30 protein-coding genes and 1 pseudogene are annotated in these 24971 nt (G+C 59.2%); 19 read left to right on the top strand and 12 right to left on the bottom strand.

Annotation, left to right across the window (positions count from 1 at the left end):
* Positions 1 to 13: 13 nt before the first annotated feature.
* The 5 genes from DBO86_RS20295 to DBO86_RS20275 are packed head-to-tail and all read right to left on the bottom strand — an operon-like array spanning position 14 to position 3057.
* Complete coding sequence (locus tag DBO86_RS20295) at positions 14 to 502, bottom strand: hypothetical protein (protein WP_093503786.1); 489 nt, start codon at positions 500 to 502, stop codon at positions 14 to 16.
* Positions 502 to 873 (bottom strand): hypothetical protein, encoded by a 372-nt coding sequence (locus tag DBO86_RS20290; RefSeq protein ID WP_108234665.1) that lies wholly within the window; start codon positions 871 to 873, stop codon positions 502 to 504. Before DBO86_RS20290 ends, DBO86_RS20295 begins: the two co-directional genes overlap by 1 nt.
* A 28-nt stretch (positions 874 to 901) precedes the next feature.
* Positions 902 to 1642, bottom strand: a complete 741-nt coding sequence (locus DBO86_RS20285; RefSeq protein ID WP_108234664.1) for a hypothetical protein — start codon at positions 1640 to 1642, stop codon at positions 902 to 904.
* Positions 1642 to 2382: a hypothetical protein gene (locus DBO86_RS20280; protein ID WP_108234663.1), complete on the bottom strand. Its 741-nt coding sequence runs from the start codon at positions 2380 to 2382 to the stop codon at positions 1642 to 1644. The genes DBO86_RS20285 and DBO86_RS20280 overlap by 1 nt, the downstream gene beginning before the upstream one ends.
* A 24-nt stretch (positions 2383 to 2406) precedes the next feature.
* The gene (locus DBO86_RS20275) at positions 2407 to 3057 is read right to left on the bottom strand and encodes a hypothetical protein (protein ID WP_108234662.1); all 651 of its coding nucleotides are present in this window, start codon (positions 3055 to 3057) and stop codon (positions 2407 to 2409) included.
* 346 nt (positions 3058 to 3403) lie between these two features.
* Between DBO86_RS20275 and DBO86_RS20270 the strand changes: the two genes are divergently transcribed.
* The 12 genes from DBO86_RS20270 (at position 3404) to DBO86_RS20215 (ending at position 13678) form a co-directional block, all read left to right on the top strand.
* Complete coding sequence (locus DBO86_RS20270; protein ID WP_108234661.1) at positions 3404 to 3838, top strand: hypothetical protein; 435 nt, start codon at positions 3404 to 3406, stop codon at positions 3836 to 3838.
* Positions 3835 to 8736 carry an AAA family ATPase gene (locus tag DBO86_RS20265; protein WP_108234660.1) on the top strand — a complete coding sequence of 1634 codons (4902 nt, stop codon included), beginning with the start codon at positions 3835 to 3837 and terminating at the stop codon, positions 8734 to 8736. Before DBO86_RS20270 ends, DBO86_RS20265 begins: the two co-directional genes overlap by 4 nt.
* Positions 8737 to 8786: 50 nt before the next feature.
* Complete coding sequence (locus DBO86_RS20260) at positions 8787 to 9332, top strand: hypothetical protein (RefSeq protein ID WP_042920799.1); 546 nt, start codon at positions 8787 to 8789, stop codon at positions 9330 to 9332.
* A gap of 18 nt (positions 9333 to 9350) precedes the next feature.
* Positions 9351 to 9734 carry a hypothetical protein gene (locus DBO86_RS20255; RefSeq protein WP_108234659.1) on the top strand — a complete coding sequence of 128 codons (384 nt, stop codon included), beginning with the start codon at positions 9351 to 9353 and terminating at the stop codon, positions 9732 to 9734.
* On the top strand, positions 9727 to 10143 hold the full coding sequence (locus DBO86_RS20250; protein WP_084341645.1) for a hypothetical protein: 417 nt from the start codon (positions 9727 to 9729) through the stop codon (positions 10141 to 10143). The genes DBO86_RS20255 and DBO86_RS20250 overlap by 8 nt, the downstream gene beginning before the upstream one ends.
* Positions 10140 to 10352 carry a hypothetical protein gene (locus DBO86_RS20245; RefSeq protein ID WP_108234658.1) on the top strand — a complete coding sequence of 71 codons (213 nt, stop codon included), beginning with the start codon at positions 10140 to 10142 and terminating at the stop codon, positions 10350 to 10352. The genes DBO86_RS20250 and DBO86_RS20245 overlap by 4 nt, the downstream gene beginning before the upstream one ends.
* Before the next feature lie 2 nt (positions 10353 to 10354).
* Positions 10355 to 11092, top strand: a complete 738-nt coding sequence (locus DBO86_RS20240) for a metallophosphoesterase (RefSeq protein WP_108234657.1) — start codon at positions 10355 to 10357, stop codon at positions 11090 to 11092.
* 2 nt (positions 11093 to 11094) lie between these two features.
* Complete coding sequence (locus DBO86_RS20235; RefSeq protein WP_167399147.1) at positions 11095 to 11547, top strand: HAD domain-containing protein; 453 nt, start codon at positions 11095 to 11097, stop codon at positions 11545 to 11547.
* On the top strand, positions 11544 to 12041 hold the full coding sequence (locus DBO86_RS20230; protein WP_167399146.1) for an HAD domain-containing protein: 498 nt from the start codon (positions 11544 to 11546) through the stop codon (positions 12039 to 12041). Before DBO86_RS20235 ends, DBO86_RS20230 begins: the two co-directional genes overlap by 4 nt.
* An 89-nt stretch (positions 12042 to 12130) precedes the next feature.
* Complete coding sequence (locus tag DBO86_RS20225) at positions 12131 to 12502, top strand: hypothetical protein (RefSeq protein WP_208630505.1); 372 nt, start codon at positions 12131 to 12133, stop codon at positions 12500 to 12502.
* A 106-nt stretch (positions 12503 to 12608) separates the two neighbouring features.
* Positions 12609 to 13226 (top strand): HAD family hydrolase, encoded by a 618-nt coding sequence (locus tag DBO86_RS20220; protein WP_244185582.1) that lies wholly within the window; start codon positions 12609 to 12611, stop codon positions 13224 to 13226.
* Positions 13223 to 13678, top strand: coding sequence for a 3'-5' exoribonuclease (locus DBO86_RS20215; RefSeq protein ID WP_108234655.1), 456 nt, complete (start codon positions 13223 to 13225; stop codon positions 13676 to 13678). The genes DBO86_RS20220 and DBO86_RS20215 overlap by 4 nt, the downstream gene beginning before the upstream one ends.
* Here DBO86_RS20215 and DBO86_RS20210 read toward each other — a convergent pair.
* The 4 genes and pseudogenes from DBO86_RS20210 to DBO86_RS20195 form a co-directional block, all read right to left on the bottom strand.
* Positions 13646 to 14251 (bottom strand): DUF6088 family protein, encoded by a 606-nt coding sequence (locus DBO86_RS20210; protein ID WP_108234654.1) that lies wholly within the window; start codon positions 14249 to 14251, stop codon positions 13646 to 13648. The genes DBO86_RS20215 and DBO86_RS20210 overlap by 33 nt on opposite strands.
* Positions 14252 to 14323: 72 nt before the next feature.
* Positions 14324 to 14635, bottom strand: coding sequence for a nucleotidyltransferase family protein (locus DBO86_RS20205; protein WP_425266814.1), 312 nt, complete (start codon positions 14633 to 14635; stop codon positions 14324 to 14326).
* A gap of 33 nt (positions 14636 to 14668) precedes the next feature.
* Positions 14669 to 15927: pseudogene (gene umuC, locus DBO86_RS20200) on the bottom strand (translesion error-prone DNA polymerase V subunit UmuC).
* Positions 15927 to 16358 (bottom strand): LexA family protein, encoded by a 432-nt coding sequence (locus DBO86_RS20195; RefSeq protein WP_108234653.1) that lies wholly within the window; start codon positions 16356 to 16358, stop codon positions 15927 to 15929. The pseudogene umuC and the gene DBO86_RS20195 overlap by 1 nt, the downstream one beginning before the upstream one ends.
* A gap of 90 nt (positions 16359 to 16448) precedes the next feature.
* On the opposite strand from DBO86_RS20195, the gene DBO86_RS20190 reads away from it, so the two are divergent.
* The 6 genes from DBO86_RS20190 to DBO86_RS20165 all read left to right on the top strand — a co-directional run bounded on the left by DBO86_RS20190 (position 16449) and on the right by DBO86_RS20165 (position 19471).
* A complete protein-coding gene (locus DBO86_RS20190; RefSeq protein ID WP_108234652.1) occupies positions 16449 to 16652 on the top strand; it encodes a hypothetical protein in 204 nt (67 codons plus the stop codon).
* Positions 16653 to 16780: 128 nt separating this feature from the next.
* Entirely contained in the window at positions 16781 to 17311 is a 531-nt protein-coding gene (locus DBO86_RS20185) for an N-acetyltransferase (RefSeq protein ID WP_108234651.1), read from the top strand.
* Positions 17312 to 17348: 37 nt separating this feature from the next.
* Entirely contained in the window at positions 17349 to 17534 is a 186-nt protein-coding gene (locus DBO86_RS20180) for a hypothetical protein (RefSeq protein WP_108234650.1), read from the top strand.
* A 59-nt stretch (positions 17535 to 17593) separates the two neighbouring features.
* Positions 17594 to 17974 carry a helix-turn-helix domain-containing protein gene (locus DBO86_RS20175; protein WP_108234649.1) on the top strand — a complete coding sequence of 127 codons (381 nt, stop codon included), beginning with the start codon at positions 17594 to 17596 and terminating at the stop codon, positions 17972 to 17974.
* A gap of 225 nt (positions 17975 to 18199) precedes the next feature.
* A complete protein-coding gene (locus DBO86_RS20170; protein WP_108234648.1) occupies positions 18200 to 18451 on the top strand; it encodes a plasmid replication protein RepB in 252 nt (83 codons plus the stop codon).
* Positions 18452 to 18709: 258 nt separating this feature from the next.
* The gene (locus DBO86_RS20165) at positions 18710 to 19471 is read left to right on the top strand and encodes a hypothetical protein (RefSeq protein ID WP_108234682.1); all 762 of its coding nucleotides are present in this window, start codon (positions 18710 to 18712) and stop codon (positions 19469 to 19471) included.
* A 1030-nt stretch (positions 19472 to 20501) separates the two neighbouring features.
* Here DBO86_RS20165 and DBO86_RS20155 read toward each other — a convergent pair.
* The 3 genes from DBO86_RS20155 to merR form a co-directional block, all read right to left on the bottom strand.
* Positions 20502 to 23468: a Tn3-like element TnAs1 family transposase gene (locus tag DBO86_RS20155; RefSeq protein WP_055985749.1), complete on the bottom strand. Its 2967-nt coding sequence runs from the start codon at positions 23466 to 23468 to the stop codon at positions 20502 to 20504.
* A gap of 3 nt (positions 23469 to 23471) precedes the next feature.
* On the bottom strand, positions 23472 to 24032 hold the full coding sequence (locus DBO86_RS20150; protein ID WP_033958617.1) for a recombinase family protein: 561 nt from the start codon (positions 24030 to 24032) through the stop codon (positions 23472 to 23474).
* Positions 24033 to 24251: 219 nt separating this feature from the next.
* The gene (gene merR / locus DBO86_RS20140) at positions 24252 to 24686 is read right to left on the bottom strand and encodes an Hg(II)-responsive transcriptional regulator (protein WP_000429838.1); all 435 of its coding nucleotides are present in this window, start codon (positions 24684 to 24686) and stop codon (positions 24252 to 24254) included.
* Between the two features lie 71 nt (positions 24687 to 24757).
* Between merR and DBO86_RS20135 the strand changes: the two genes are divergently transcribed.
* The coding region (locus DBO86_RS20135) for a mercuric ion transporter MerT (RefSeq protein WP_244185581.1) at positions 24758 to 24971 on the top strand (214 nt) is incomplete at its 3' end.

Genomic DNA, 24971 nt, shown 5'->3' with positions numbered 1-24971 from the left:
TGAGCCACCTATTTCACTCGATGATCCGACGCGGTTTACGCGGCTGGCCGAGTTCCTCAGCAGCTTCCTCAATCATCGATCGCAGAACACTCGCGTGGATGCGTTGATCGAGTCGATCGAGCTGCGGCATGCGCCCAGTCGTCAGCACCTGGAGCACATCCGAAGCGATCGCGTCATGCAGACTCTGATACGAAGGCAACTGACGCATGCTCGTGAAGTCGGGCTCTTTGCCTGTTTCAAGGGCGCGCCGCAGAGCCCGGTTTTCGGCTTGGATCATTGCCACTTGCAGGCGCGATGCGATCAGCGCGGTATGCTGCATCGCCTGAACTGGATCTTTCAGATCCTGCATCCGCTCGAACCAGTCTTTGCCCATCGCAACGACATAAGCCTTATCCTCGTTCGAGCCAGCCAGCTCGGGCATGCACTCGCTGAGAGGGCAGGCCGACACAGAAACGCTCGCCAGCAGAGCAGCGATCATCACCGCAATTTTTTTCATGTCCATCACATCGATCTCCCCTGGCTCTCGTTCTGCTGCTGTTGTTCGTTTCCCTGGTGAAGCTCCTTCTCCAGAGCACTGATCTCGTTCGTCTGCACCAGGATGCGCTCACTGCGCTCGCGCAGCTGAGACGCTTCGGACTTAGCCTGATCGGCCTTGTCATGCTCCGCTTGCCGCAGTTGGTGCTGTTTCTGGACTTCATCCATGTGGGGATCACGAGCCAGCACATCGAGGCCGTCTTTGTCGTGACCTTCTATATCTCGGAATTCCTTTCGCGACTCCGTATTGGCTTTGATCCATGCATCGGCGTCGTAGCCGAGGATCCGGGCCTGTCTCTTACGGCCACGGAAATCTTCATCTTCGCTATGGGCAGCCATGCGATTTCTCCTTGCTGTGGTGTGCGCGTTAGCGCTGTTGGTGGTGTTGTTGCGATGGGGCTTTGAGGTATTGCTCAACAGCTGGGTACAGAGTGCTCATCGAAATCACGAGGGCGATCAAGGCACCGACTCCGACATCGATCAACCGAGCGCTACCGGAGCGCTTGCTCACCTGAGAAAACTCGGCGGACAGCAGGCGAAGGGCGTTGTCTTTGTCCTGTTCGAAATACGCCATACGCTTAACAAGCGCGGCGTTCTTCTCCCTCTCTGCTTCGAGTTGGCCTTTCAGCACGTTGCGCTCAGCGAAATAGTTCGCCGAACTCTCACCGAGCTGGGCCATAGCGGCCTTGATCCGGCTAACCAGGTCGCTAACCGCAACATCGACCGCTTCACTCTCGACCTGGAGTTTCGCGTCGATGATCGAATCAGCGAGAACTTGAGCGATCCCCTCGCGCAGCGAGGCACGGAAATCCATCTCATCAGCCGGCTTCAGCAGACGACCAGGCAGGCCTGCAATCTGATTGGAGAGCGAAACGAGTACCTGGGAGAAACCATCCAGGTTCATCCCTTGGATAGTTGAAGCTGCACCACGGATCTGGACAGCAGCATCCAGAAGCAGCTCAGCAAGGCCAGGCTGTTCGCCCGTGCCATGCAGCGAGCGCTCAACATCTGCAATCTGTTGTGCGACAGCCTCGAACTGCTCAGCCAGCTTGTACTGCTCGCCGAACAGAATCCTGAATTTTTCGGATTCCAGGTCGAAGGGATTCATTACTGAATACCTGCGGTCACGCGCTTAAACAGATTATGGCAGTCGGCAGCAACCAGCTTGGCCAGACGCATGGCGGCAAAAGCATCCCTCACACGCTTGTGCTCTTCGGGGTCGGAAACAGTGGCCCGCATTTCAGCCGCGTAATCGGTTTTGTCCGCCAGAGCTTCGGCGAGGGTCTGACGAGAGCGGCTGAGGTGGTCAAACAGGTTGGACTTACGCAGGGCAGCCTTCGGATCAGCAACGCAGCTTTTCTCCGACTTGGAAAAATCCAAAATCTCCGCGAAAGAACGCTTAACGGCGCTTTCCAGAGGTTCGGCCAGGTCTTGCAGATCGACCATGTTGAACACGATGGGGATTCGGTCAGCCGGTACACCAAATGCACGCAGCTTAGCGACGGTTTTCATGGTTTCGAGCGACTCACGCTTACCCGGAACGGTGGGAACTACGAATAAATCGAAGTCCTCGACACCAGAAAACTCGGTGAGCCCAAGGAAAAACTGCTCAAAGTTCGAGGCGCCGACATCAAGCAGTACATGGTCTGCAGTCATCACCTGGGAAAGGATATCCAGGGTGTCGCCACCACGATGCTTGGTCAGCTCAACTCCGAATTGCTCTGCTCCGTCGTTCAGCGATTCGATGCTGAAAAATTGGGTGCCTTCGGGCATGAACGGCAGAAAGGCGTTGCCGGCGATGCTCGACTTACCGATTCGGCCCTGCTGGTTGGTGATTACAATTTTCATAGTGCTTACCTCTTCCTCGCGTACCTAATTTTTAGGCTTATGGGGTTTGTTGTACGTCTCTTCGATTCGGCGGGCCTCTTCGTCGGCCATCGCCTTTCGTTCCTCCGAGCTCAACCCGATGGCGGCTGGATCGATTCGAGGGTTTTGAGACGTAGGTAGTTGCTGTTCGCCGGTTGCCGCCGGCTTCGTCTCTTTAATAGGTGCTTCTTCCTTCCGATTGCCTACTCCAATTGGGTTTCGTTCGTCCTCTTGATCTCTTTGTGTGCCTGATCCTGAAAGAAAGAGATCAACACTTTCCTGCTCCGCTTGGCTCAACTCAGCTGGCATTGCCTTGCCTGGGCCGATGGCCATGAACTCGCGGTAGTCGGCGGGCATGTGTTTGATCAGGAATGTCCGCAGGCTCTGGTAGCTGACCATCACTCCCGCCTCGGCCAAGGTTTTCGTCATCTCAGCCAAGCTCATCCCCAGGATCATCATGTCCCGCAGATCGTCCATGCGTGGGCGCAAAACCCTCGTCGCGTGACCCCGAGTGCGAGGGTGCTCTCCCTCAAGCGCGTCGGCCCGCTTTTTGGCGATCAATGCCTTCAGTCGGTCAGCCACTTCTCTCTCCCGTAGCTCCATTGCCTCGATGGCATCGTGAGCGTTTTGTTTGTCGTGATCCGGCTCTTTACGCATGGAACCCTCCTCAGGGTGTCTTTCTTGATAGATGGCATAAAGATTCTACAAGAAGGTTTCGATTCCACTGCGTTTCAACCGTGATTCGTTTGTCTTGAGCTAAATCTATTCTTGCGTTTCTATAAAGTCAACGAAAGTTAGCAAATAAGCTTGCGATGGTTGATCCATGCGTTATAGTTGGGTTGTGAAAGAGCAGAATCGTTAACACATCTCCACCCTTCGGGTGGCGCGTGCCGGCCAAAGCCCACGCTCCGCGTGGTTTCGGCCGGAAAAGCCAATAAAGCAAGAGCAAGGTACGCCGGCTAAAGCCGGCTACCTGAAAGCGTTCTCAGAAGGGAAATGGAAAATGGCGAGGAAGAAGGCAGGGGCGAAGTCCTCTACCCAATACCTAGATGAAATCGCGGCCGTACGCCTTGAGCGCCTGTCGGCGCGCCTCGGCATAGCCCAGGGTCGCGTTCTCGACGCACTCCTGAGCGCTCGCTCAGATGAGCAACTGGCGGGCTTCCTGGAAGCGCGGGAATACCTTGCAGACCCGTCCAGGCCGCTTCCTGTTCTCCTCGACGGTCCGGTCGTTGCTTCGATGGCAGGAGCTATTACCCAGTCCGTTTCTTCCCTTCTGGGCTCCGCTCTTCCAGAAATGGCGCTTCAGGTTTTGGCTTCTTACGCGGAGCGGCGTCCTGAGCTCTTCCAGGGGTTGGTGGATCCGATCGTGGACCGGATCGTGCCGACCGTCCTTGATCGCCTGATCACCGAGGCTCAGCGAGCGGAGCCTCAGCTATGAGCCACTACGGCATCTCGAACCAAAAAACGACGGCAGGAAACTTCGCAGCAAAGGCTTCGTACTTTGAGAAGAAACTGAAGGAGCTCCGGGCTCTGCGCGAGGAGCGCATTGCCTTGGGGGCAGATCGTGGCCTGACAGATCAGGTCATGGCTGCCGAGATGGCGAAAGTCGATGCTGAGATCGCAAAAATTCTCAGCCAAGTCGAAGGTGAGCAAGGCACCGGGCGCGAGGACTACTACCACAAAAGCGGTAACGACACTCTGGCGTCAGGGATCGTTGGCCCGCTGGCATCGAAGCTTGGCTTGGGTGAACACCCTCAAGATGGCGATTACCTGGCTCTTTTTCGTGGCGTTAATCCACGTACTGGCGAGGCCTTTTTGAGCGATCGCCGACTCAAGCAAATCGACAAGGCCATCCAGGAGGCTGAAGAGCGGAAATCGAACCCTTCAGCGAAAAAGAAGCTCGACGCTAGTGACCTTGATCAGCTGGTAAAAGATGCCAAGGAGAAGTCAGCCAAGGATCCAGTCCTCGGATTTTCCTCCTGTGTCAGCCTGCAGAAATCGATCAGTGTTTACTGGGCACAGGCCGACGATCAGACGCGCAAGGTGATCCAGGAATGCATGATGGGAGCGGTCAACGACGCTATCGACCGCGAACATAAAGTTGGCCGCATTCGAGGTAAGGAAGGTGCACAGGGCGCTGAGTCTGTGGAAGGCGAGTGCGTTACGTTGACCTACGCCCACTGTACAGCGCGCCGAGTCCAGGGAGAGGAATACCCTGATCCGCAACTTCACGTACACCTCGAACGGCCGAACTTCGTTAGAACGAAGGACGGGAAGTATCTGAGCATTCATGCTGGCTGGCTTTATAAAAGCCAGCGAGAGTTCGGCGCAGTCGTCGATATCGCATTTTATCAGCGCCTTCAGAAAAGGCTTCCCGAGTTGGCCTCTGCGATGGTGGTTGATTACACCGGCCATGGCCTGCGCCTTAACGAGTCTTCGGTTCCAAAAGATATCGTCGTAGAAAAATCAAAGCGGCGCGGACAGATCCAGGAAGAGAAGCAGAACTTGGCCACGTCTGGCCAAGGCGCAGTGCAAGCCATCGCGCTTCGTACACGCGATGGCAAGGCTGTGGTGCTAGGCGAAGGCCTAGACAATCACTGGCGTTCGACCATCCCTCCAATTGAGCTGAAGGCATCAACCGCAGAAGAGTTGAAAGGGCCGACGCTCAATCAGGTCCGTCGCCTGATTTTTCGAGGCAATACCGTCATCGATGAATTCGCGATAGACGCTGCTGCTGCGAGCCTGACTATTGGCCGTGGAGGTTTTGATGATATCGCCGCTACAAAAAGCGCCATTTTCAAGCAACTGGGAATCATCGAGATCCCCCAGGAACCTGATGATGAAGGACGCACCCCGCCCAAGCGTTACACCACAAAGGGGTTAATCCGTCTCGAAGTTGATTGCCTGAAGGCCGTTTACTCTGGGCTGGATGATCCGCGCTGGACAGTGGATCGAGCATTCGTAGACAGCATGATCGATGCCTACGAGAAGGAGAAACAGTCTAAGCAGAAGCCCGGCGCGAAGCCGTTCAAGTTGACAGATGAGCAGCGTCAAGCTGTCTACGATCTGACTCAAAAAGGTCAGTTCTGTTTTTTGAAGGGTGCTGCGGGTGTTGGTAAATCAGCGTCACTCGCGCCTGCGTTCCGCATTTATAAAGCGATTTTCAAAAATAATGGCCGTCGAATTATCGGCGTTGCTCCGGGCAACAAGCAGCATAGTGAACTCGGCAAGTCGACAGGTATCGCGACGCAGACTGTTCACTCCCTGCTTATCAAGCATCAGGCGGCTATGGCTGCTAAGGCATCTGGTCAGCGCTACAAGCCCGAACACCTGATCAATAGCGGCGATATTGTCGTATGCGATGAAGCCGGCATGCTCGACACCTACTTGATGCACCACCTGGTTGTTGCTTGCCACCAGGCAGGGGCTCGACTGATTTGTGTTGGTGACCGCAACCAGCATGGAGCGGTTGAAACTGCAGCACTTTTTGGCCTCCTCCACACCGCTGTCGGCGATCGCTGCGCCAAAATCGAAACAATCGCTCGACAAGTCGAACAGTACAAGCCGACCGCTCAAGCTCTGTACCAGGGCAAAACAAAACTTGCCCTGGATTACATGCTGCGCGACGAGCAGCTCAGGGTCTTCGCCGATGGAGTAAACGAGGCTGATGAATTAGTTGGCGACCTTTTCGAGGATATGAAGGCCGGTCTGCCTGGCGAAGATAACGTTGTTCGTGAATTGGACTGGAAGGATGTTCTGGTTCTTGCGGACACCAACAATCAAGTCAGAGCGCTCAACGACAAGATCCGTGACGGCCGCTTTGCCAGAGGGCAACTTTCAGCCGATGGCAGTGTTTCTATCGAAACTGAAGTTCTGCCTGGCCAACGCTTCACTATTCAAGTCGCCATTGGCGAGCGCCTGCTTCTGCGTAAAAACGCAAAGGATGCAGACAGTCAGCAGATCTACAACGGCGACCTTGGAACCGTAACCGGAATCGAGAGGATCACTAGGGCGATTGATGGTGAAGTTATTGAGGATATTCAGTTCACGATCATTCGCGATGACGGAAAAAACGTAAAGATCAACGCCAGTGAATATCAGTCACTGCAGTATGCCTACAGCATGACCGGGCACAAGGCACAGGGCATGACGGTCGCTCGGGCGTACGCGATTGACCCCATTTCGCTGGAATCGCTTTACGTCAACTACACCAGAGGGATTTACGGCGCGAAGATTTACCTGAACTCAGCTAACTGGACTGAATTCGTCAAGAACGTCGAGAAATTCAAGCCCAAGGAAAACGCGCTTGAGTTGATGCCAAATCTGCAAGCGTCGATCCGTGCAACTGCTCAATCAGGCGTAATGGCGCCGCTCAAGGCTCAAGAAACTTCCGTTATCGACATGGTGACGGACACATCTTCGCTGTTCGAATTCCCGACCCTATCGAACGCACCTCAGCAGCCTGCCGCGGCTGAGAGTGAAAAGCCCGAGCAATCAGTCACTGTCATCCCGCCCGTAGAGGCTGAGATCGAGCACGCCAAAGCATTCGGCGCTGCCATAGTCGACCTGCGCAGTGACGAACAAACGTGGCCGACCGATGCCCGTCGCGTTGCTGTCGTCGCCGCCGAGAACCCCGCTCCAGGTGTGGAAGTCGAGCCCTGGAAAAATCCCGGCTCGTCCGTACCTGCTGAGCAGCGCCGCGACATCTGCGAAACCCTCCAGGGCATGACTCCCGCCCTGACCACCACCAAATATCGCTACATCAAACCAGTGCCTCAGGAGGCCAACCATGAGCGACTTGCTGCCGCCGATTCCCGGCGAGGAACAGAAAACCAACCAGGCCGAGCTGATGACCGAGGAGATGCAGAGTCTTCTGGCCGGTCTGCCCGCGGATTCGGCGTCTACCGACTCGCCCCAGGAGCTGATCGTCTCCAGCGCGACCCCGCCAAGCACATCGAGCACGCAATCCCGCGAGCTGATCAGCTGGACCCTTTCGCGGCTGGACCGCGAGCCCCCGCCCACAACTTGCGCCAGGTGCCGAGCAGCAATCTGGCAACTGGAGGAGAAAGGCGAACTCAAGGTGTATTGCCGCCTGATGTACAGGTTCATGGAGGAGAACCTGCAGAGTTGCGACGGCCAGCAGATGGCCGCAGAAATTCTGCAGCAGTAAAACCCATGGCTCGATTCGACAAGCAGGCCGATAAGGATCTGATCGCCAATCTGAAAATCATGGCGGATCTACCTGGCTATGCCGAAAAGCTCGGCATGCACTTGGACAAAAAGGCCTCCTACGAGGGGCATCAGGTCTATCGCTACGGCGGCGGGAAGTTCGACATTTACCGTGCAGCTGATAGCACCTGGCGTTGGCAAGAGCGCCACAGCGCCCAGAACGGTGACATCTTCAAGCTTCACATGGAGGTGGCTGGCGGATCCTTCGCCGAGGCGAAGCAAGCTGTTGCCGACTTCCATGGTGTCGGTGTGACCGTTACCAAGGAGCAGCTGGCCGAAAGCACCCAGCGCACCATGACCGAGTTGAAATCAGACGCGCTGGACCGTCAGGCAAAAATCGAGGCTGGTACTGAAAAGGCTCAACGATCGTTCGGCCTGATGAGTCGCGGAAATGCCAGCTACCTGGAGTCCCGTGGTATTTCGCCGGAAGTTCTGGCCGCGACCAGGTGGAAAACCAATATCTACGGTAGCGCCTGCTTTCCGCATTACGACGCCGACCGGAATTTTAGTGGCTACGAGTATCGAGGCTTCGATTACAAGGACAAGGCGACCGGCGAAAACAGGCAGGCAAAGGGCTTCAGCCGAGATACCGAAAAAGGCATCTACATCGCCAACCGCGACTGCGCCAACCCCACCGAAATCCGCTTCAGCGAGGGCGGTGTCGACACCCTGAGCACCTATCAGCTGGCCACCCCAGAAGAGCGTCAGCGGATCCTGTTCGTCGGCACCACTGGCGAGCCCGGCCCTAAAACCGAGGCAGCAATCATCGCCCTGGCCGAGCGCCACAACATCAGCCGCTTTTCGCTGGCCTATGACCGCGACCAAGGCGGCGACAGCCTCACAGCGAAGCGCACCGCCCGCCTGGCCGAGCGCTTCCCCGATGCCCAGATCGAGGACGTGCGCGAGCGCATTGGCCTGCAGATCGGCGAAGACCCCAACCAACTCGTGCAGCGCCTGCAGGGCATGACCGCCGAGCCGGCCGAGATCATGGCCACGCCGGTTCAGGCTGAGCAGCCACCTGCAGCCGCTACGCCGACACAGGCCACCGAACCCGAACACGCCGCGGAGCATGAAGCCGAAGTCCGGCCAGGCCCCCGCCGCATGTAACACCCACCAGGGGGCGGCAACCCCCTTAATACCCACGAAAGGAAGACCAGATGCAGTACGCAATCACTGAAATCGGCAATCAGAAACGCCTGATCGCGGCACGCGAATACTTTGCCTGGAGGGAGGGCGCCATTGCTCACGGCGAGCCCTATGATGAGACGGTTCTACCCTTCCACATCGCCTATGGCGCCTTTATGCCTCAGCCTGAGCTGAGCGATGAACAGGCAGTCGAGAGCATGCAAAAGTACCTGGGAGCGTGGCATGCGACGTTGATCGAGCAGACCCTAGAGCTGGTTGCTCTTCACGAAGTAGAGGCCTTGCCCATGATCAGAAGCATGGGGCGAAAAATCCCCTTTGCTGCGTTGATCCAGGCGCCTGAAGCCATCATCGGGAAAATCTCGAACCTGGACACAACAGAGTCGACGCCTGTGTTCACCCACTTCCACGAGATGAGTGCGATCAACAACATCTTCAATCGCTCGGGGATCTGGGCAATGAAGGGCATCGAGCGCCGCCGCGGCGTTATCGAGAAGGAAACATGGCGTGCGGCTGTAGACCGCGAGCGTGTTCAGCGTACAGCCAAGTCGATCAAGTGATCACGGAGAGCAACGACCATGTTGATCAATATTCCAATCCAGGATCACAAGATCACCCCCGCCGATCTCCCCGGCGCCCGCCTGTGCCTCCTCACGCCAATCTCTGCCGGCCGCGGCTGGCTGCCACTCGTGCGCGAAGCCCTGGCCGTGCTGCCGGCCGATGCCGAGGTGCTGCAGATCAAGGAAAAATTAGGCGGTCTGCGCGTCCTGACGAACGCCTGTTCTCCTGATCTCCGCAAAGCGCTGCAGCCGATCGAGCATCGTTCCTTGGCGGTCTGCGAAATCTGCGGCGCCGATGGCCACCTTTGGCATGACGGCGAACCTGGCAAGCCGGCCGGCTGGCTGCGAACCCGCTGCCATGTACACGCCCACACCCGAGTCCTGGAGGTGGCTGGTGTCTGACACTCTTTCGGAGATCCAGAGCCTGGCCGAGCGGATGCGCGATCACCAGATCGCCACACTGGAGGCGCAGCTCGCGGAGCTGCGCAACTCCCCGGGCAATGCCCTGGCCGGCCCTCTGATTCTGACCATGACCATCTGCAACCTGGTGGTGCCCGTGAGCGCGGCTTTTGTCGTACCCAGTCACATAGTCGCACCAGGAGGAGAAAACCCAAGCGGATGGCACCTGGCGCTATTCAGCCCGTGGCCACCGACCGAGGCCGTTCTCCTCGATCTGCGCAACGCGCTTTTCGACGACGCGCCCAGCAGCGTCCGGGATCGAGTCGAACTGTTTTTTTACGACAATTCCGCGATGCTAGCGAAGTGCAAGTCGGCCGGAATTCAACTCCATCTGCACGGAGCCACAAAATGACCATGGGTCTCACGTTGAATCTCGATTTGAACACCAACGACCTTGATGCGCTGTTCACGCTCGTTGATCGTTCTGAAGCCGCAGCAGCAGCGGCAGCACCTCATGATCCTCGCGAGCAGTCTCGGATCATCGACGTTTTGGCTGAGATTAAATCGCAAATCGCAATTCAGAAAAAAACGTCGAACGCCATTTCTGACGTCGAGGACTGATCATGCGTATCCACCTGCTGTCCGACCTGCACAACGAGTTCGATCCCTTCACTCCAGAGCCGCTTGACTGCGATGTGGTCATTCTGGCCGGAGACATTGACCTCAAAGCCCGCGGGGTTGAGTGGGCCAAGCAATCCTTCTCCGGGCCGGTGCTGTACGTCCCCGGCAACCACGAGTTTTACGGTGGCCACCTGGCCCATACCCTGGAAAAACTCAGGGCTGCTCAAGATGATCGCGTTCTGGTGCTGGATCGTGATGAAGTGATCTTAGCCGGCGTGCGGTTTCTCGGTGCGATCATGTGGACGGACTTTGCGGCCACCGGCAACCCGCATATCGCGGCGTTCAGCGCCCAGAATGCGCTCAACGACTTCCGGCAGATCCGTGCTGAAAACTATCGGCGCATCCGGCCCGCTGATCTGATCGCTCAGGCCGTGAAGACGAAAGACTGGCTGCGCGCCCGACTTTCCGAGCCTTTTGACGGGTCTACTGTGGTGATCACCCACCACGCACCGACCTTGCGGTCGCTTCAGGACAACCCCCATGCAGGTACTCACCTGGACGCCGCTTTTGCGAATCGCTGGGAAGACCTCATGTGCGGTGACCAGGTGGCGCTGTGGGTGCACGGCCATTCGCACACAGCCGTCGACTACGAGGTGGCTGGCACCCGTGTGGTGTCCAACCCGAGAGGGTATCCGGGCGAAGAAACTGGCTTCTGCCCTGATTTGGTCATCGAGGTTTAGACGTGATCCTCTTCCTCGACATCGACGGCGTTTTGCATCCTGATCCGCCACAACCAGATCAGCGGCTGCGCTCGCTGCCACGCCTGGTCGCGATCCTGCGCGACTTCCCCCAGGTCGAGGTGGTCATCAGCTCGCTCTGGCGCGAGCACCTTACACTCGATCAGCTGCGCGAAATTTTCCCGGCCGATCTGCGCGAGCGCATCATCGATGTGACTCCCATCGCCGAGCGGGTAGACGGCTGGTTACCTGCCAGGCGTGAGGGCGAGATTCTAGATTGGCTGGAGGCCTCAGGCCGTGCCGCCGAGCCATGGCTAGCTTTAGATGACGCCTGCTGGCAGTTCACCCGGCACCGGGACCGGCTGATCGAGTGCGTGTTCTACGATGGAATCACCGACTCGATAGAAAATGAGCTGCGCCAGAGGCTGGCGACCCATGAGCGTGGCGTAAACGCATGAAAAGACTGCTTTTTCTGGACTTCGACGGCGTACTCCACCCGGACGCCGTTTATCTGCGCCACAGCGGCCAGATAGAGCTGCGCGCCGAGGGCGAGCTTTTTATGTGGGCGAATCGACTCGCGGCAGCGCTTCAGCCCCATCCTGACGTGAGGATCGTGCTCTCGACCTCGTGGGTGCGAAATATCGGTTTTCATCGAGCGCGAAAGGCACTGCCAGCCGAGCTGCAAACCCGGGTCATCGGCGCCACCTGGCACTCCGCGATGGGCCGGGGCTGGCCCGACTTCATCCCCTGGGACGTGCAGACCCGTTATGAACAGATCCAGGCGTACCTGTCCCGGCTTACAGCGCCGGCCAGCTGGATCGCGATCGATGACGATGATCGAGGCTGGGCAGACGCCGACCGTGATCGCCTGATCCTAACCGACCCTGATCATGGGCTTTCCGATCCAGCAGTAGCAGCTGAGCTTTCCCATAAGCTGGAGGTCACAGCATGATCCCTGTCCCCGCGACATCGCGACTGCGATACCTTAGTGGAATGGCTGCGCTCAACTTGCCGGGGCCCAACGGAACCGGGGATTGGCATATGGCGCAGACGTTCTTTCGCCCTCGGGCGAGGCGGTCTCGCTCTTTCATTTCCGGCATCGGCTGTTCAACAGATACAACCTCGATTCTTGGTGATATTGGGGTTTATGACTGTACTGCAGTCCTCGACGAGTTGGGTATTCAACATGAAAGTGCGGTCGTCTTTGCTGCGGATCATGCGAGAGCCATAGTCGACCTTGTCTTAGCAGCGGTTTTTAGAGGTGAATCCCCAGATTTTGTAGTTCTGGATGATTGGATGCCCCGCGATGCTGATAAGCAGCAAGTCTTTGGTTTGCTGGAGAAGACACATAGTCATCTCACGCCAGAACAACAGGACAAGGTGTGCGAGTGGCAACGCAAGAACGCAATATGACTCCTCTTGATCCAGTACCGTGACCGCCTCGTCGAGTGTGTTTTTTATGATGGTCTCGATGATCGAATCGAAGCGCTGCTACGCAAGAAGTTGGCCGAGGTGAGTTGTGATAACTGATCGAGCCGTTATTTTCGACGTCTTCGGCACACTGCTTAAAATCCAGGGCGGCCGGCATCCATATCGCCAGTTGCTTCAGCTCGGCCGTGCACAGGGCCGCCGTCCACGCCCGGACGACGCCGAAGTCATCATGCGGTCACCTCTCGATTTTTCGCAGATGGCCGCTCACCTCGGTATCGAGGTCGCAGTTGACCAGTTCGTCGACCTGGAGCAGCAGTTGGCCGACGAGGTGGAAGGCATTGAGCCGTTTGATGACGGCCTCGCGGCGGTCGACCTGCTCCAGGGCGAGGGCGTCCGCGTCGGCGTCTGCTCGAATCTCGCGAGCCCGTACTGTGCCGCGATTCTCCGTCATTTCCCCTCGCTGGATGCGTATGCATTCAGCTGCGACCTAGGCGTGATCAAGCCGTCGCCCGGTATCTACGAAATGACATGCGAGATGCTGGGCACTCCGCCGGTGGAGACGCTCATGATTGGGGACTCGCTTCGCTGCGACCGCGACGGTCCGCGTGCTGTCGGCATCCGAGGCTTCCTCCTCGACCGCGTAGGCGGAGGCGACTACACAGATCTAGCCAGCTTTGCTGGTCACGTTATGAGAGCTCGGAAATGATCACGCGAATCTACCTGGACACTGAATTTACCAGCTTGAACCGCTATACCTGCAAATTGATCAGCCTCGCCCTGGTCGTGCCGGGAGGCCCGGAGTTCTATGCCGAACTGACCGACACCTGGACGCTGGCGGACTGCTCGCCATTCGTGACCGACACCGTTCTCCCCTTCCTTGATCACGCCAACCACGGTCGCACCACCGACCAAGCTAGGGCCGAGCTGCTGGACTTCCTGCAGACCCTCGGGCCAGTGGAGATCATCACAGACGCACCAGACCATGACTGGCCCCTGCTGCTGTGGCTTGCAGGGCCTGCAGGCCTACCGACCAACGTGCAGCCGGAACCCGGGCTGCTGAGCATCGACCTCGATGCCGACTACGCCGGTGAAGAACCTCCTCACCACGCCCTGCAGGATGCCCTCCTACTCGCCGCCCTGATTGAGCCCAGGCATTGAAATTAACTGGGCCAACCAAGTGGGTAATGCGGCACGCGCACCACATACAGCCTCCCATTCGGCCCCTAGCAGCCTGGAGTGCAGTTGCTTCAGCGCTGCCGGCGCGGCATCTGGCCCCAACCACGCGAGCGCCCGAATCACCTGACCTGCCGGACGAGTACCGAGCAACAGTTGCCAGCGGTTACCGTGCTTGAGCTCTACGCAACGACTGCCAAGGTGTAGGGTTCGGGATGCACCGGAAGTGAGAAAAACCTCTTGGATCGGCACCTGCGTGGTCAGACCCAAAGCATTCGCTTCTGCAGCACCGTGGGCCACCACCATTTCACCGCAGCGGGCCTCAATGCTCTGAAGCACAGACTCAGTGGACGGGGGACGCACGCCAAACCTACCTTGAACAGGGCAGACATAAACGCCGCGACTCACGCGCTGCAGCCTCCCCCCCTGAGCTAGCCTGGACAGGGTGTTGTTGATCGCGGCTGATGACCCCAGATTCAGGAAATCCTTAGCCGACATCATGCTGCCCTCGGGCATCGCCCGGGCAACAGACATAATATTTTCAGCAAGATGGCTCATGGCTCAATTCCCATCAGATCAGTACAGTCGTCATGTACGGCTAATCACATATCTGTGACTTTCCGCGCATGACTAAACCGGCTTTGCCTCTGCCAACACTTCGGCCCGCCAGCTATCCGGCAGAGCATTCGGCGTCACCACATCGACAGGAACACCCAGCAGCTGTAGCAATTCGTGTCGAATCGCGCCAATGTCGAAAAGGGTTATTTCTGGAGTCGGATCAATCAGCAGATCCAGATCGCTTGCATCGTTATCGGTGCCGTCGAGCACCGAGCCGAACACCCGGGGATTTCGGGCGCGATGGGCTTCCACCACGCGGCGAATCGCTTCACGATGAGTGTTCAATGCTGCAGACGGTTTCACCTGGAAGGTACTCGTGGACATAGCTAAATGCATCTTAGCCGCTGAATCCTGGATCTAGCACCTGACGCGCAGCAGCTCGCTCCAGGACGTGGTGAATTTGGGGCTCAACCGCTCGCGCTTCATCGAGAAACCCAGATCCGCCGCCAGCCTGGCAGGCCTGATCGTCCCCCTGCCCTGCTTTGCATTGATCGCATCGACTACCGACATCAGCCGATCGCTTCCAGGCCTCGGCGCCGGCGCGAACAGATCCGGGGTGAATCGCCCAGGTTCAACGAAATCCATCAGCACCACCCCAGCTTTCGCGTAGGCCGGACCCTGCCTGTAGATCGCCTGCAGGCCGGCCAGCGCAGCCGCTACGAGGTCGCGGGTGTCAGCAGACGGATACGGCAACGGCACGCACACAGCGCGGCTATAGGGCTCCCCTCGCTGGTCAAACGGACTCGACCGGATGAACACCTGCAGAGCCTGGCAAAGCTGTCGCTGGCCACGCAGTTTCTCCCCTGCCCGAGCGGCATACCCCGTGACCGCCTCCTGCAGCTCCTGCAGGCTGTGTTTCCGCTCACCGAATGACCTGGTGCAGGCGATCATCTGCTTTGGCTCTGGCCCATCCTCCAGCGCAAAACAAAGCTCTCCGGCGAGCTCGCGTGCAGTCCTTTCAATGTTGACGTTAAAAATGCGGCGCAGCGTCTTGCTGTCGTAGTCGGCCAGCTGCAGCGCGGTGGCCACGTCCATCGCGCCCAGCCTGGCCGAGATCCGGCGACCGATACCCCACACCTCCCCCACCTCGGCCAGGGCGAGCAATCGGCGTTGTCGAGCTGGATCGCGAAGATCCACCACCCCGCCCGTGGCCGGCCACTTTTTCGCGCCCCAGTTGGCCAACTTCGCCAGGGTTTTCGTGGGCGCGATGCCCACACCGACCGGAATGCCGACCTCACGCAACACCCGGGCGCGCATCTCCCGGCCCAACTGCTCCAGGTCGCCTTGCATGCCCTGGAGATCAAGAAACCCCTCGTCGAATAGACCTCTACTCTGGGTGCCATCGTGCGCAGCGTCCGCATCACGCGGCCCGACAAGTCGGCATAGAGCGCGTAATTGCTGCTGCAGGCAATCAGGCCTTCCCGGGTCACTAGGTCGCGCAACTCATGGAATGGCTGGCCCATCTTCACGCCCAGCGCCTTAGCCTCATTGCTTCGGCTCACCGCACAGCCATCGTTGTTGCTCAACACCACCACCGGCCTGCCCCGCAGCTCAGGGCGGAACAGGCGCTCGCAGCTCACATAGAAGTTGCAGTCGACCAAGGCGAACATGGCCATCACCGCCGGCGCAGTGAGTGCAGGTTGTCCGTGACCACGCCCCAGATCTCCAGCTGCTCACCCTCCTGTAGGATGATCGCGGGATATGCTGGATTGGCGGCCAGCAATACCGGCCGGTCGTTTGCGTCATAGCTCAGCAGCTTGGCCGTAAACTCCCCGTCCACCAGAGCAATCACCACTTCGCCCTTGTTCGCCACCGCGGCGCGATCGACCACCAGGACATCACCGTCGAAGATCCCGACACCGTTCAGGCTATCGCCGCCGGCGCGCACCAGGTACACGCTTGGAGCGCGTACGTTGACCAGCTCATCGAGCGATAGGTATGTCTCGGCATAGTCGTCGGCTGGACTGGGAAAGCCCGCACTAACGCGGGCCTCGACCATACGGACGAGGACAGAAGAGGGACGAATGCGGCCAAGGATTGCTGTCATAGGGTCATGGAATAACTGTATAAATATACAGATATTAACCCGACAGCAGCCTGTGGCAATGTCGGATCATCCGAATCACCAGGGCAGAGCATGACCAAAGACGAGTTACGCGCAGAGCTGGAGCGCCAGAAGCAACGATTTGAAGAAGTTTACGGCGGGGAAGTCGTGACATACGCGGCTCAGCCAGAGCCAGACAGGAAGCCCTGGAGGAAGCGGCCGAGCCTCCTCGATGAGGCGTTCCAGGAAGAAGTCAGGAAGGAAGAGCGCAGGCAGGCAACATTGCATCAGGACTGATCATGCGCGACACTGCGCCCCAACAACTAACCCTCATGACCGGCGTGGCGTGACCATCTGGTTCGAGGGGGGAAAAGCCGGCCTAGCGCCGGTTTTTTCGCTTATGGATCCAGTGAAACTGTCTCGACATGAAGTCCCATAAAAACGACATCCGTTATCAGGCCTACCGTTCGCAGGCACGCAAACTGTCTGCTGAGCTGCTACGCGACCAGCCTGACCTATTGCGTGAGGGGATCGATCCGCACCAGGTGAGATTCGAGCCGATCAACGATGAGGCAATCCAAGCCTCCCACCTGTGGGGCGAAGAAACTACGCTTTACCCGTGGGAGGATGTTTCTTCCTGGAAGGCCGATGATCGCAAGGGCTTCGATCTCTCGCTGTGGTACGGGCCTGAACTCTGCGGGCTCTGCTACGCAACACCGAGGAAAAGCAGCATCTGCATCAAGATCATCATCCTGGAAGGCAAGCCGGATCGCTCCCATCCACTGAAGGGTGAAGTGGCTTCCCTGGCGTTGTTGGCCATCGACTACTACGCCCGGATGATCAAATGCACAGAGATCGAGGTCCAAGACCCTGAACCGCTTGTCGTCCCTTGGTATCAGGAGCTTGGATTTGATTTCTCTGAGGATGGCCGACTTGTCATCCAGGTCAATGCCTAATACGATGAACCCCAAACCTATCGACACTGAGGTGTCTATGATCGCCACCAAGCGCCAACCAAAACCGCTGATTGCCAAGCTCGATGCCATCGCGCAGTTCGAGGCTGAAGCACGTCGCCTGGCTGGCCGGGTGTCCGAGAATCAACTCCGCTTCCTGAAGGTCGCCAAGGCCAAGGGCAAGGAAATGGAACCTGTCGGCCGGATGGCCGGCGCCCGCGCCTAAGCGCAAGGATCACAAGAAGCCGCCCACGGGCGGCTTTTTTGCGCCTGCAGGAGAACAACATGGATCGTCGCAAAGAATCACCCTCCTCCCCGGCCAGCGTTCAGCTGGTACAACTCGATGACCTGCAGGTAGAAATCCCGGCCCAGGCTCTTGCAGCCCTTGCCGAGGCCCTGGATCAGATTGCCAAGGGGCGCGCCGTCGACCTGCAGGGCGTTCCCCCCGAGGTGGCCACCCGCGAAGCCGCCGCACTGCTGAACCTCCCCCACCCTCGCCTGCTGCAGCTCCTCGATGACGGTGCGATCGCCTCACGCATGGCCAACGGTCGCAGGCGCGTCCCGGTGGTCGACCTGGTTGCGTATAGGCAGGCGCAGGCCGAGGCCAGCAGCACGGCCATGAATGAGTTGGCCACCCTCTCAGAAGACTTGAAGCTGGGTTACTGAGTTAAATCCCGACGAACGGTCAAGTCCAGCAACGGCGCGGCTTCACGCGCATTTCAAAAGACGAATGTTTTTCTTTCGGAATTGCGCGAGCAAAGCACCCGAAATTATTGGGGTTCCCCTCATTCAGCTATCAGAGTACCCTGCCCGCAGCGTCATCCTGCGCGAGTAACTTTATAAATTCTCACGCGCAGGCTAAGCTGGTGGTAACTCATCAACGAGGTGGATATGAACGTGGATCTCGCAGCCTGCAAACAGCTATTCGCCTACGGCGCACTGCGTGGCGCTGTGGTGACGCCATATCCGATGACGGAAGGTGCATGGAACATCCTGATCGAGCGTCAGGATCGAATCCTGGAGCCACTTAATGGCTTCCGGAAAACTGAGCCCAAGGTCTACAAATCCCTGAATGCCGCGCTGGCAGACGCTGCGCGCATTGGGTTCAAGGAAGTGCGAGTGCAGATCAACCAGGCCGCATAAACCCCAGAAACCACAAAGCCCCGGCTGCAAACCGGGGCTTTGTGGATGACATAATGATCGACTCTTTATCTTGGCGGATGACAGTCGATCACCGATAGGTGAGCTGATTATGAGCATCACAGGATTCTTTCGCAAGTCGAAAAGCATCCGTTCATCAGCTTGCCGCCTTCATGGCGGTGAGAGATGGCGACGAAGTTAAAAGCCGTCCGGCTTGATCCGGCAGACCCCCATTCCGCGCTCCGTAGAACGGCTAGAAAGCTGCCGTTGCAACGTGCTGCCCCTCGGAAGCTCACTGAGCAACAACTCAAGAACCCGCTGATTCGCGCAGCGCACGAACGCCTGGGCAACATTGTCTCTCTGCGCGGTAAATACCTGCGTCGCCTTGATACTGTGCATGGCGATCGCCGCACTCGCCTGGAGAAATTTCAGGCAATCGAGCAAGTTGAAGAGCAGCTGCTCGTGCGCCTCGATCTAGCAACCGGTGTGCTGGGTTACATCGATGCGGAAAACGGGCGATTCGTCCTGAATACCCAGTGCAACATCGCCGCGGATGCAGGCATATCGGCGCCTGTGCTAAGCCGTCTGCTGGCCACCCTGGATGATGCTAGCTATGTGTATCGGCGCATCGAGCGTGTACGCCTCGAAGAGACTGACGAGAACGGGCTTCACCTGGTGAGAACCCGCGTTCTGGTCCGTTTCACCAAACAGTTCTGGGCTGATCTCGGATTACGTTACGTCTACGAACGAGTCCAGAAGGCAGCAAAGAAGCGCCGCGAAGCTGAGTTGCGCGAGCTAGGCCAGCGCCGATTGGCTGAGATGGAGCGCCATTCCCTAGAGCTGCACCGCCGCGAGGTTTCACGCCAGCGCTGGCAGGCTAAGGAAGCTCGCAAGAATGGCATAGCTCCCCCAGAGCCAAGCGCATCAGATAGTCAGCCACAGACAATAACCAAGGCCACCAGCCAAAGTGTCCAGTCCGCCCTAGACCGTTTGATGGCGAACAAGCCCACCGGCAGCGGCTAACTCTCCCCCCTTCATCGAATCCGACATGCTCGGAGGATTCGGCACGTCTACGCTCCAGATAACCCCATCAACCAGCCTGATCACAGCATCAGAAAGCCTGTTTTGCCTAGCTTTTCGACCGCATTAGCGACCCAACCCACCGTGCAGCAGGCAAGCGCCAGGGCCTAGTGGCATGCTTTTGAAATAAATGGAATTTTATACCCCCTTCAGTTTCCCCCTCCGGGTATAAAAAGGGACTTCCGAGGTATCCACAAGCACCGTAGCCCTGGCACATAAGGTATTGCCTGGCCTTCGGCCAGCTCGGCTTCGCCTCGATTCTTGATGAACAACCCCTCACAACCCCCAAACCCCCATCTCCCCTACTCGGGGAGCTTGGGGGCTTAGCTATGCCCGCCCACTTCGCGGCTACGCCGCGGGGCGGAAACATCCTGGGGCTCCTTGCCCCAGACCCCCGGCAAGAGCCTACGGCTCCTGCACCTGTGGCCGTTAAAAGCAAATCAAGAGCATGCCTCCGGCGGCTCTCGCCCGCGAGGCGTCGGGAGCGCAGGGGGAAGAGCGCCCCCTGCCCTCCCTTGCGGAGGCTTGGGGTCGCTACATGCGCATCAAGGCCCCGTGGCTTCGCCGCTACGCGGCTGCAGGCCGCGCCAAGGCCTTGACCCGCACTCCGCTCGAAAGGCTCACCAGGGAGCTCCTGCGCAGGCAGAAGAGCAAAGCAAAAGCAGCCCAGAAGGGAAGGAAGTGATTTCAGCGCGGTGCAGGCGGCAAGCCGCCAGTGAACGGGGTTTGGGGAGCAACGGAACAGAAAGTGCACTTAAGCCCAGCGCCTGCCCGCAAACCCTTGTGGCGTCTGGTTAGTTCGGGAAAACCATCCTTTTGTCGAACCCTGGCAGGCACTGACCCAGGCCGTCCAAACGCATGAAAAGCAGTGCAGAAAAGTCGTTCAGTAAAACAAAGTCTGGATAACCGCCCCTATTTTCGGCAGCGGTGAACTCTAGCTGGGGGGCTCGCAGAATTCGGAAAAAATCGTACGCTAAGGTTTTCCGGGCATCCGTAGGGGCCGAAACTTCCCGTCTTCCAGTCTGCGGCTCTGCCGCCAGACGTAATCGCCGGTTAGGTTGATGTGCTCCCAGCCCAGCGGCGACAGGAATTGCAGCAGCTCGCCGTCCACCGGCTTGCCGGCCTCGACCAACCCCTGGGTGGCGCGCTCCAGGTACACCGTGTTCCACAGCACGATAGCCGCCGTCACCAGGTTGAGGCCGCTGGCCCGGTAGCGCTGCTGCTCGAAGCTCCGATCCCTGATTTCCCCAAGGCGGTTGAAGAACACCGCCCTGGCCAGCGAGTTGCGCGCCTCACCTTTGTTCAGGCCGGCATGCACGCGGCGGCGCAGCTCAACACTTTGCAGCCAGTCTAGGATGAACAGCGTGCGTTCGATCCGGCCCAGTTCGCGCAGGGCGACAGCCAGGCCGTTCTGACGCGGATAGCTGCCGAGCTTGCGCAGCATCAGCGAGGCGGTAACGGTGCCCTGCTTGATCGAGCTGGCCAGGCGCAGGATGTCGTCCCAATGAGCGCGCACGTGCTTGATGTTCAGGGTGCCACCGATCAGCGGGCGCAGCGTCGGGTAGGCCTGCACGCCCTGCGGCACGTACAGTTTGGTTTCGCCGAGGTCGCGGATGCGTGGCGCGAAGCGGAAGCCCAGCAGGTGCATCAGGGCGAAGACGTGATCGGTGAAACCGGCCGTGTCGGTGTAGTGCTCCTCGATCCGCAGGTCGGACTCGTGATACAGCAGGCCGTCGAGCACATAGGTGGAATCTCGGACGCCGACATTCACCACGCGTGTGCTGAACGGCGCGTATTGGTCGGAGATGTGGGTGTAGAACAGCCGTCCTGGCTCGCTGCCGTACTTCGGGTTGACGTGCCCGGTGCTCTCACCCCGGCCGCCAGCGCGGAAGCGCTGGCCATCGGAGGATGAGGTGGTGCCGTCGCCCCAATGGGCAGCGAAGGCATGGCGGTACTGGTGATTGACCAGCTCGGCCAAGGCCGCCGAATAGGTTTCATCGCGGATATGCCAGGCTTGTAGCCAGGACAGCTTGGCGTAGGTCAGGCCGGGGCTCGACTCGGCCATCTTGGTCAGTCCGAGGTTGATTGCATCACCGAGGATCGCGGACAGCAGCAACGTCCGGTCTTTGGCCTCGGCCCCGTCCTTCAAGTGGGTGAAGTGGCGGCTGAAGCCCGTCCAATCGTCCACGTCCATCAGCAGTTCGGTGATCTTGATGCGCGGCAGTAACTGACTGGTCTGGTCGATCAGCGCCTGCGCCCGATCCGGCACCGCCGCATCCAGCGGGGTGATTTTCAGGCCGGACTCGGTGAGGATGGCATCGGGCAGCTCGTTGTCCTTGGCCAGGCGGGCGACAGTGGCCAACTGCTCGTCCAGCAGCTGCAAGCGCTCCTCCAGGTACTGGTCGCTGTTCGGGTTGATCGCCAGCGGCAGGGCCTGTTCCCGCTTGAGCGCGGCGAACTTCTCGGCCGGCAACAGGTAGTCGTCGAAGTCGCGGAACTGCCGCGAGCCCTTGACCCAGATGTCGCCGGAGCGCAGGGCGTTCTTCAGCTCGGACAGCGCGCAGATTTCGTAGAAGCGCCGGTCGAGGCCTTCCGGGGTGATCACCAGCGGCTTCCAGCGCGGCTTGATGAAGGCGGTGGGGGCATCGGCCGGCACCTTGCGCAGGTTGTCGGCGTTCATCTCGCGCAGGGTCTGCACGGCTGCCAGCACGCCTTGTGCGGCCGGGGCGGCGCGCAGCTCCAGTACCTCCAGCAGGGCCGGCGTGTAGCGGCGCAGGGTGGCGAAGTTCTCGCCGACCAGGTGCAGGTGGTCGAAGCCCTCCGGCCGGGCCAGCAGCTCGGCTTCGCTGACGCTCTCGGTGAACTCGTCCCAGGGGATCACCGCCTCGATGGCGGCATAGGGGTCGCTGCCGGCTTCCTTGGCCTCCAGCAGCGCCTGGCCGATCTTGGAGTACAGGCGCACCTTGTCGTTGATCGCCTTGCCCTGCTTCTGGAACTGCTGCTGATGCTTGTGCTTCGCGCCGCTGAACAGCTTGACTAGGATGCGGTCGTGCAGATCCACCAGCTCATCAATCACGGTTGCAGTGCTCTCCAGCACCACGGCGGCCAGGGTCGCATAGCGCCGCTGCGGCTCGAACTTGCCGAGGTCTTTGGGCGTCATCTGCCCACCCTCGCGGGCCAGCTTGAGCAGGCGGTTCTGGTGGATGTGCCGGCCCAGGACTTCGGGCAAGTCCACCAGCTGAAATGTCTTCAGCCGTTCGATGTGCTCAAGCATGTGGCGGGAGTTGGGTTTCAGCGGTGCCTGCCGCAGCCAGGTCAACCAGGTGATGCTGCTGCCGGCCTTGAGCTTAAGCAACTCGTCCAGCTTGGCCCGATGCGAGTCGGTGAGAGGTTCGACCAGGGCGCGGTAGACCCGCCGATTGGCCCGTGCAATGGCCTCCGAGCAAGCCCGGTCGATCACGCTCAACGCCGGCAGGATGCGTCGCTTCTGCCGCAGGCTCTCCAGCGCCTGGCCGGCCAGCAGCAAGCCCTTGTCGGTCTGCTGGGCCAGTTCGGTCAGCTCGCGCACCAGGGCGCGGAAGTCGGACAGGCCGAACGGGGCCAGTTGAAGGTAGGTGCGCAGTTCCTGGGCGTGCTCGCGACGGGTCACATCGCGCTCGCCGTACTTCGTCCAACTCGCCGGATCGGTCTGGACTTGCTTGGCCACCCACAGGATGACCGGTTCGGGCAGCTCGCTGTCAGTGCCCAACGCATAGCCGGGGTAGCGCAGCAGGCAGAGTTGCACCGCAAAGCCCAGACGGTTGGCGTCGCCGCGCCGCTGGCGGATCAGTGACAGGTCGGAATCGTTGAAGGTGTAGTAGCGGATCAGGTCATCCTGGCTTTCCGGCAGCGCGAGCAGGGTGTCCCGCTCCGTGGCCGAGAGGATCAAGCGACGCGGCATGTGTCAGTCGTCCGTGCGGAGGTACTGGTAGAGAGTTTCGCGGCTGATGTTGAACTCGCGGGCGAGCTGCGCCTTGGGCTCACCTGCCGCCGCCCGCTGCCGCAGGGTAACAGTCTGCTCGTCGGACAGGGCCTTCTTGCGGCCCCGGTACGCGCCGCGCTGCTTGGCTAGGGCGATACCCTCGCGCTGCCGCTCACGGATCAGAGCGCGCTCGAACTCAGCGAAGGCCCCCATTACCGACAGCATCAGGTTGGCCATCGGCGAGTCCTCGCCGGTGAATACCAGCCCCTCCTTCAAGAACTCGATTCGCACGCCGCGCTGGGTCAGCTTCTGTACCAAGCGACGCAGGTCATCGAGGTTGCGGGCCAGCCGGTCCATGCTGTGCACCACCACTGTATCGCCTTCGCGGACGAAGCTCAGCAGCGCTTCGAGCTGGGGGCGCTGGGTGTCCTTGCCCGATGCCTTGTCGGTGAACACCTTGCTCACCTGTGTCTGTTCCAGCTGGCGTTCCGGGTTCTGGTCGAAGCTGCTGACCCGGACGTAGCCGATACGGTGCCCCTGCACGATGTCTCCTTGGTTGAAGGCGGCTTAAGTGCTCCTTCTGTTCCGTTGTGCCTCAAACCCCGTTTCTGTCAGGCTGAAATCTATGACCTTCGCAGGCATGTTGTCACTTTCAGAAGGCGACAGCACGAAATATCAAAAGTCGACCGCACGGTCTTTTCTGACGTTGGAGTCGCCTCAGAAAACGGAAAATAAAGCACGCTAAGGCGTAGTTCCCTCGGGCTACACCGCGTCCGCACTGCGCGGTTCTTTCTTCCCTTGCAGTGACGCAATCAGCGGGCAGGAAACGTTCCCCTTCCGCGCATGGCAGGCGCACACCAAATCAGACAGCACGGCCTCCATGCGCGCCAGGTCAGCCATCCTCTCGCGCACGTCCTTGAGCTTGTGCTCGGCCAGGCTGCTGGCTTCCTCGCAATGGGTGCCATCCTCCAGCCGCAGCAGCTCGGCGATCTCATCCAGGCTGAAGCCCAACCGCTGGGCTGATTTCACGAAGCGCACCCGCGTTACATCCGTCTCGCCATAGCGGCGAATGCTGCCGTAAGGCTTGTCCGGTTCCGGGAGCAAGCCCTTGCGCTGATAGAACCGGATGGTCTCCACATTGACCCCGGCCGTCCTGGCGAAAACGCCAATGGTCAGGTTCTCCAAATTGTTTTCCATATCGCTTGACTCCGTACATAACTACGGAAGTAAGCTTAAGCTATCCAATTCAGATTCGAAAGGACAAACGTATGTCTGAACCTCAAAACGGGCGCGGCGCGCTCTTCACTGGCGGGCTGGCCGCCATCCTCGCCTCGGCTTGCTGCCTCGGGCCGCTGGTTCTGATCGCCTTGGGGTTCAGCGGCGCTTGGATCGGCAACTTGACGGTGTTGGAACCCTATCGCCCCATCTTTATCGGCGTGGCGCTGGTGGCGTTGTTCTTCGCCTGGCGGCGCATCTACCGGC

It is taken from the genome of Ectopseudomonas oleovorans, assembly GCF_003052605.1.
GTDB classification, from domain to species: Bacteria; Pseudomonadota; Gammaproteobacteria; order Pseudomonadales; family Pseudomonadaceae; genus Aquipseudomonas; species Aquipseudomonas oleovorans_A.
Note: the sequence above shows the minus strand (reverse complement) of the source record. Positions and strands in the feature narration are given on the sequence as shown.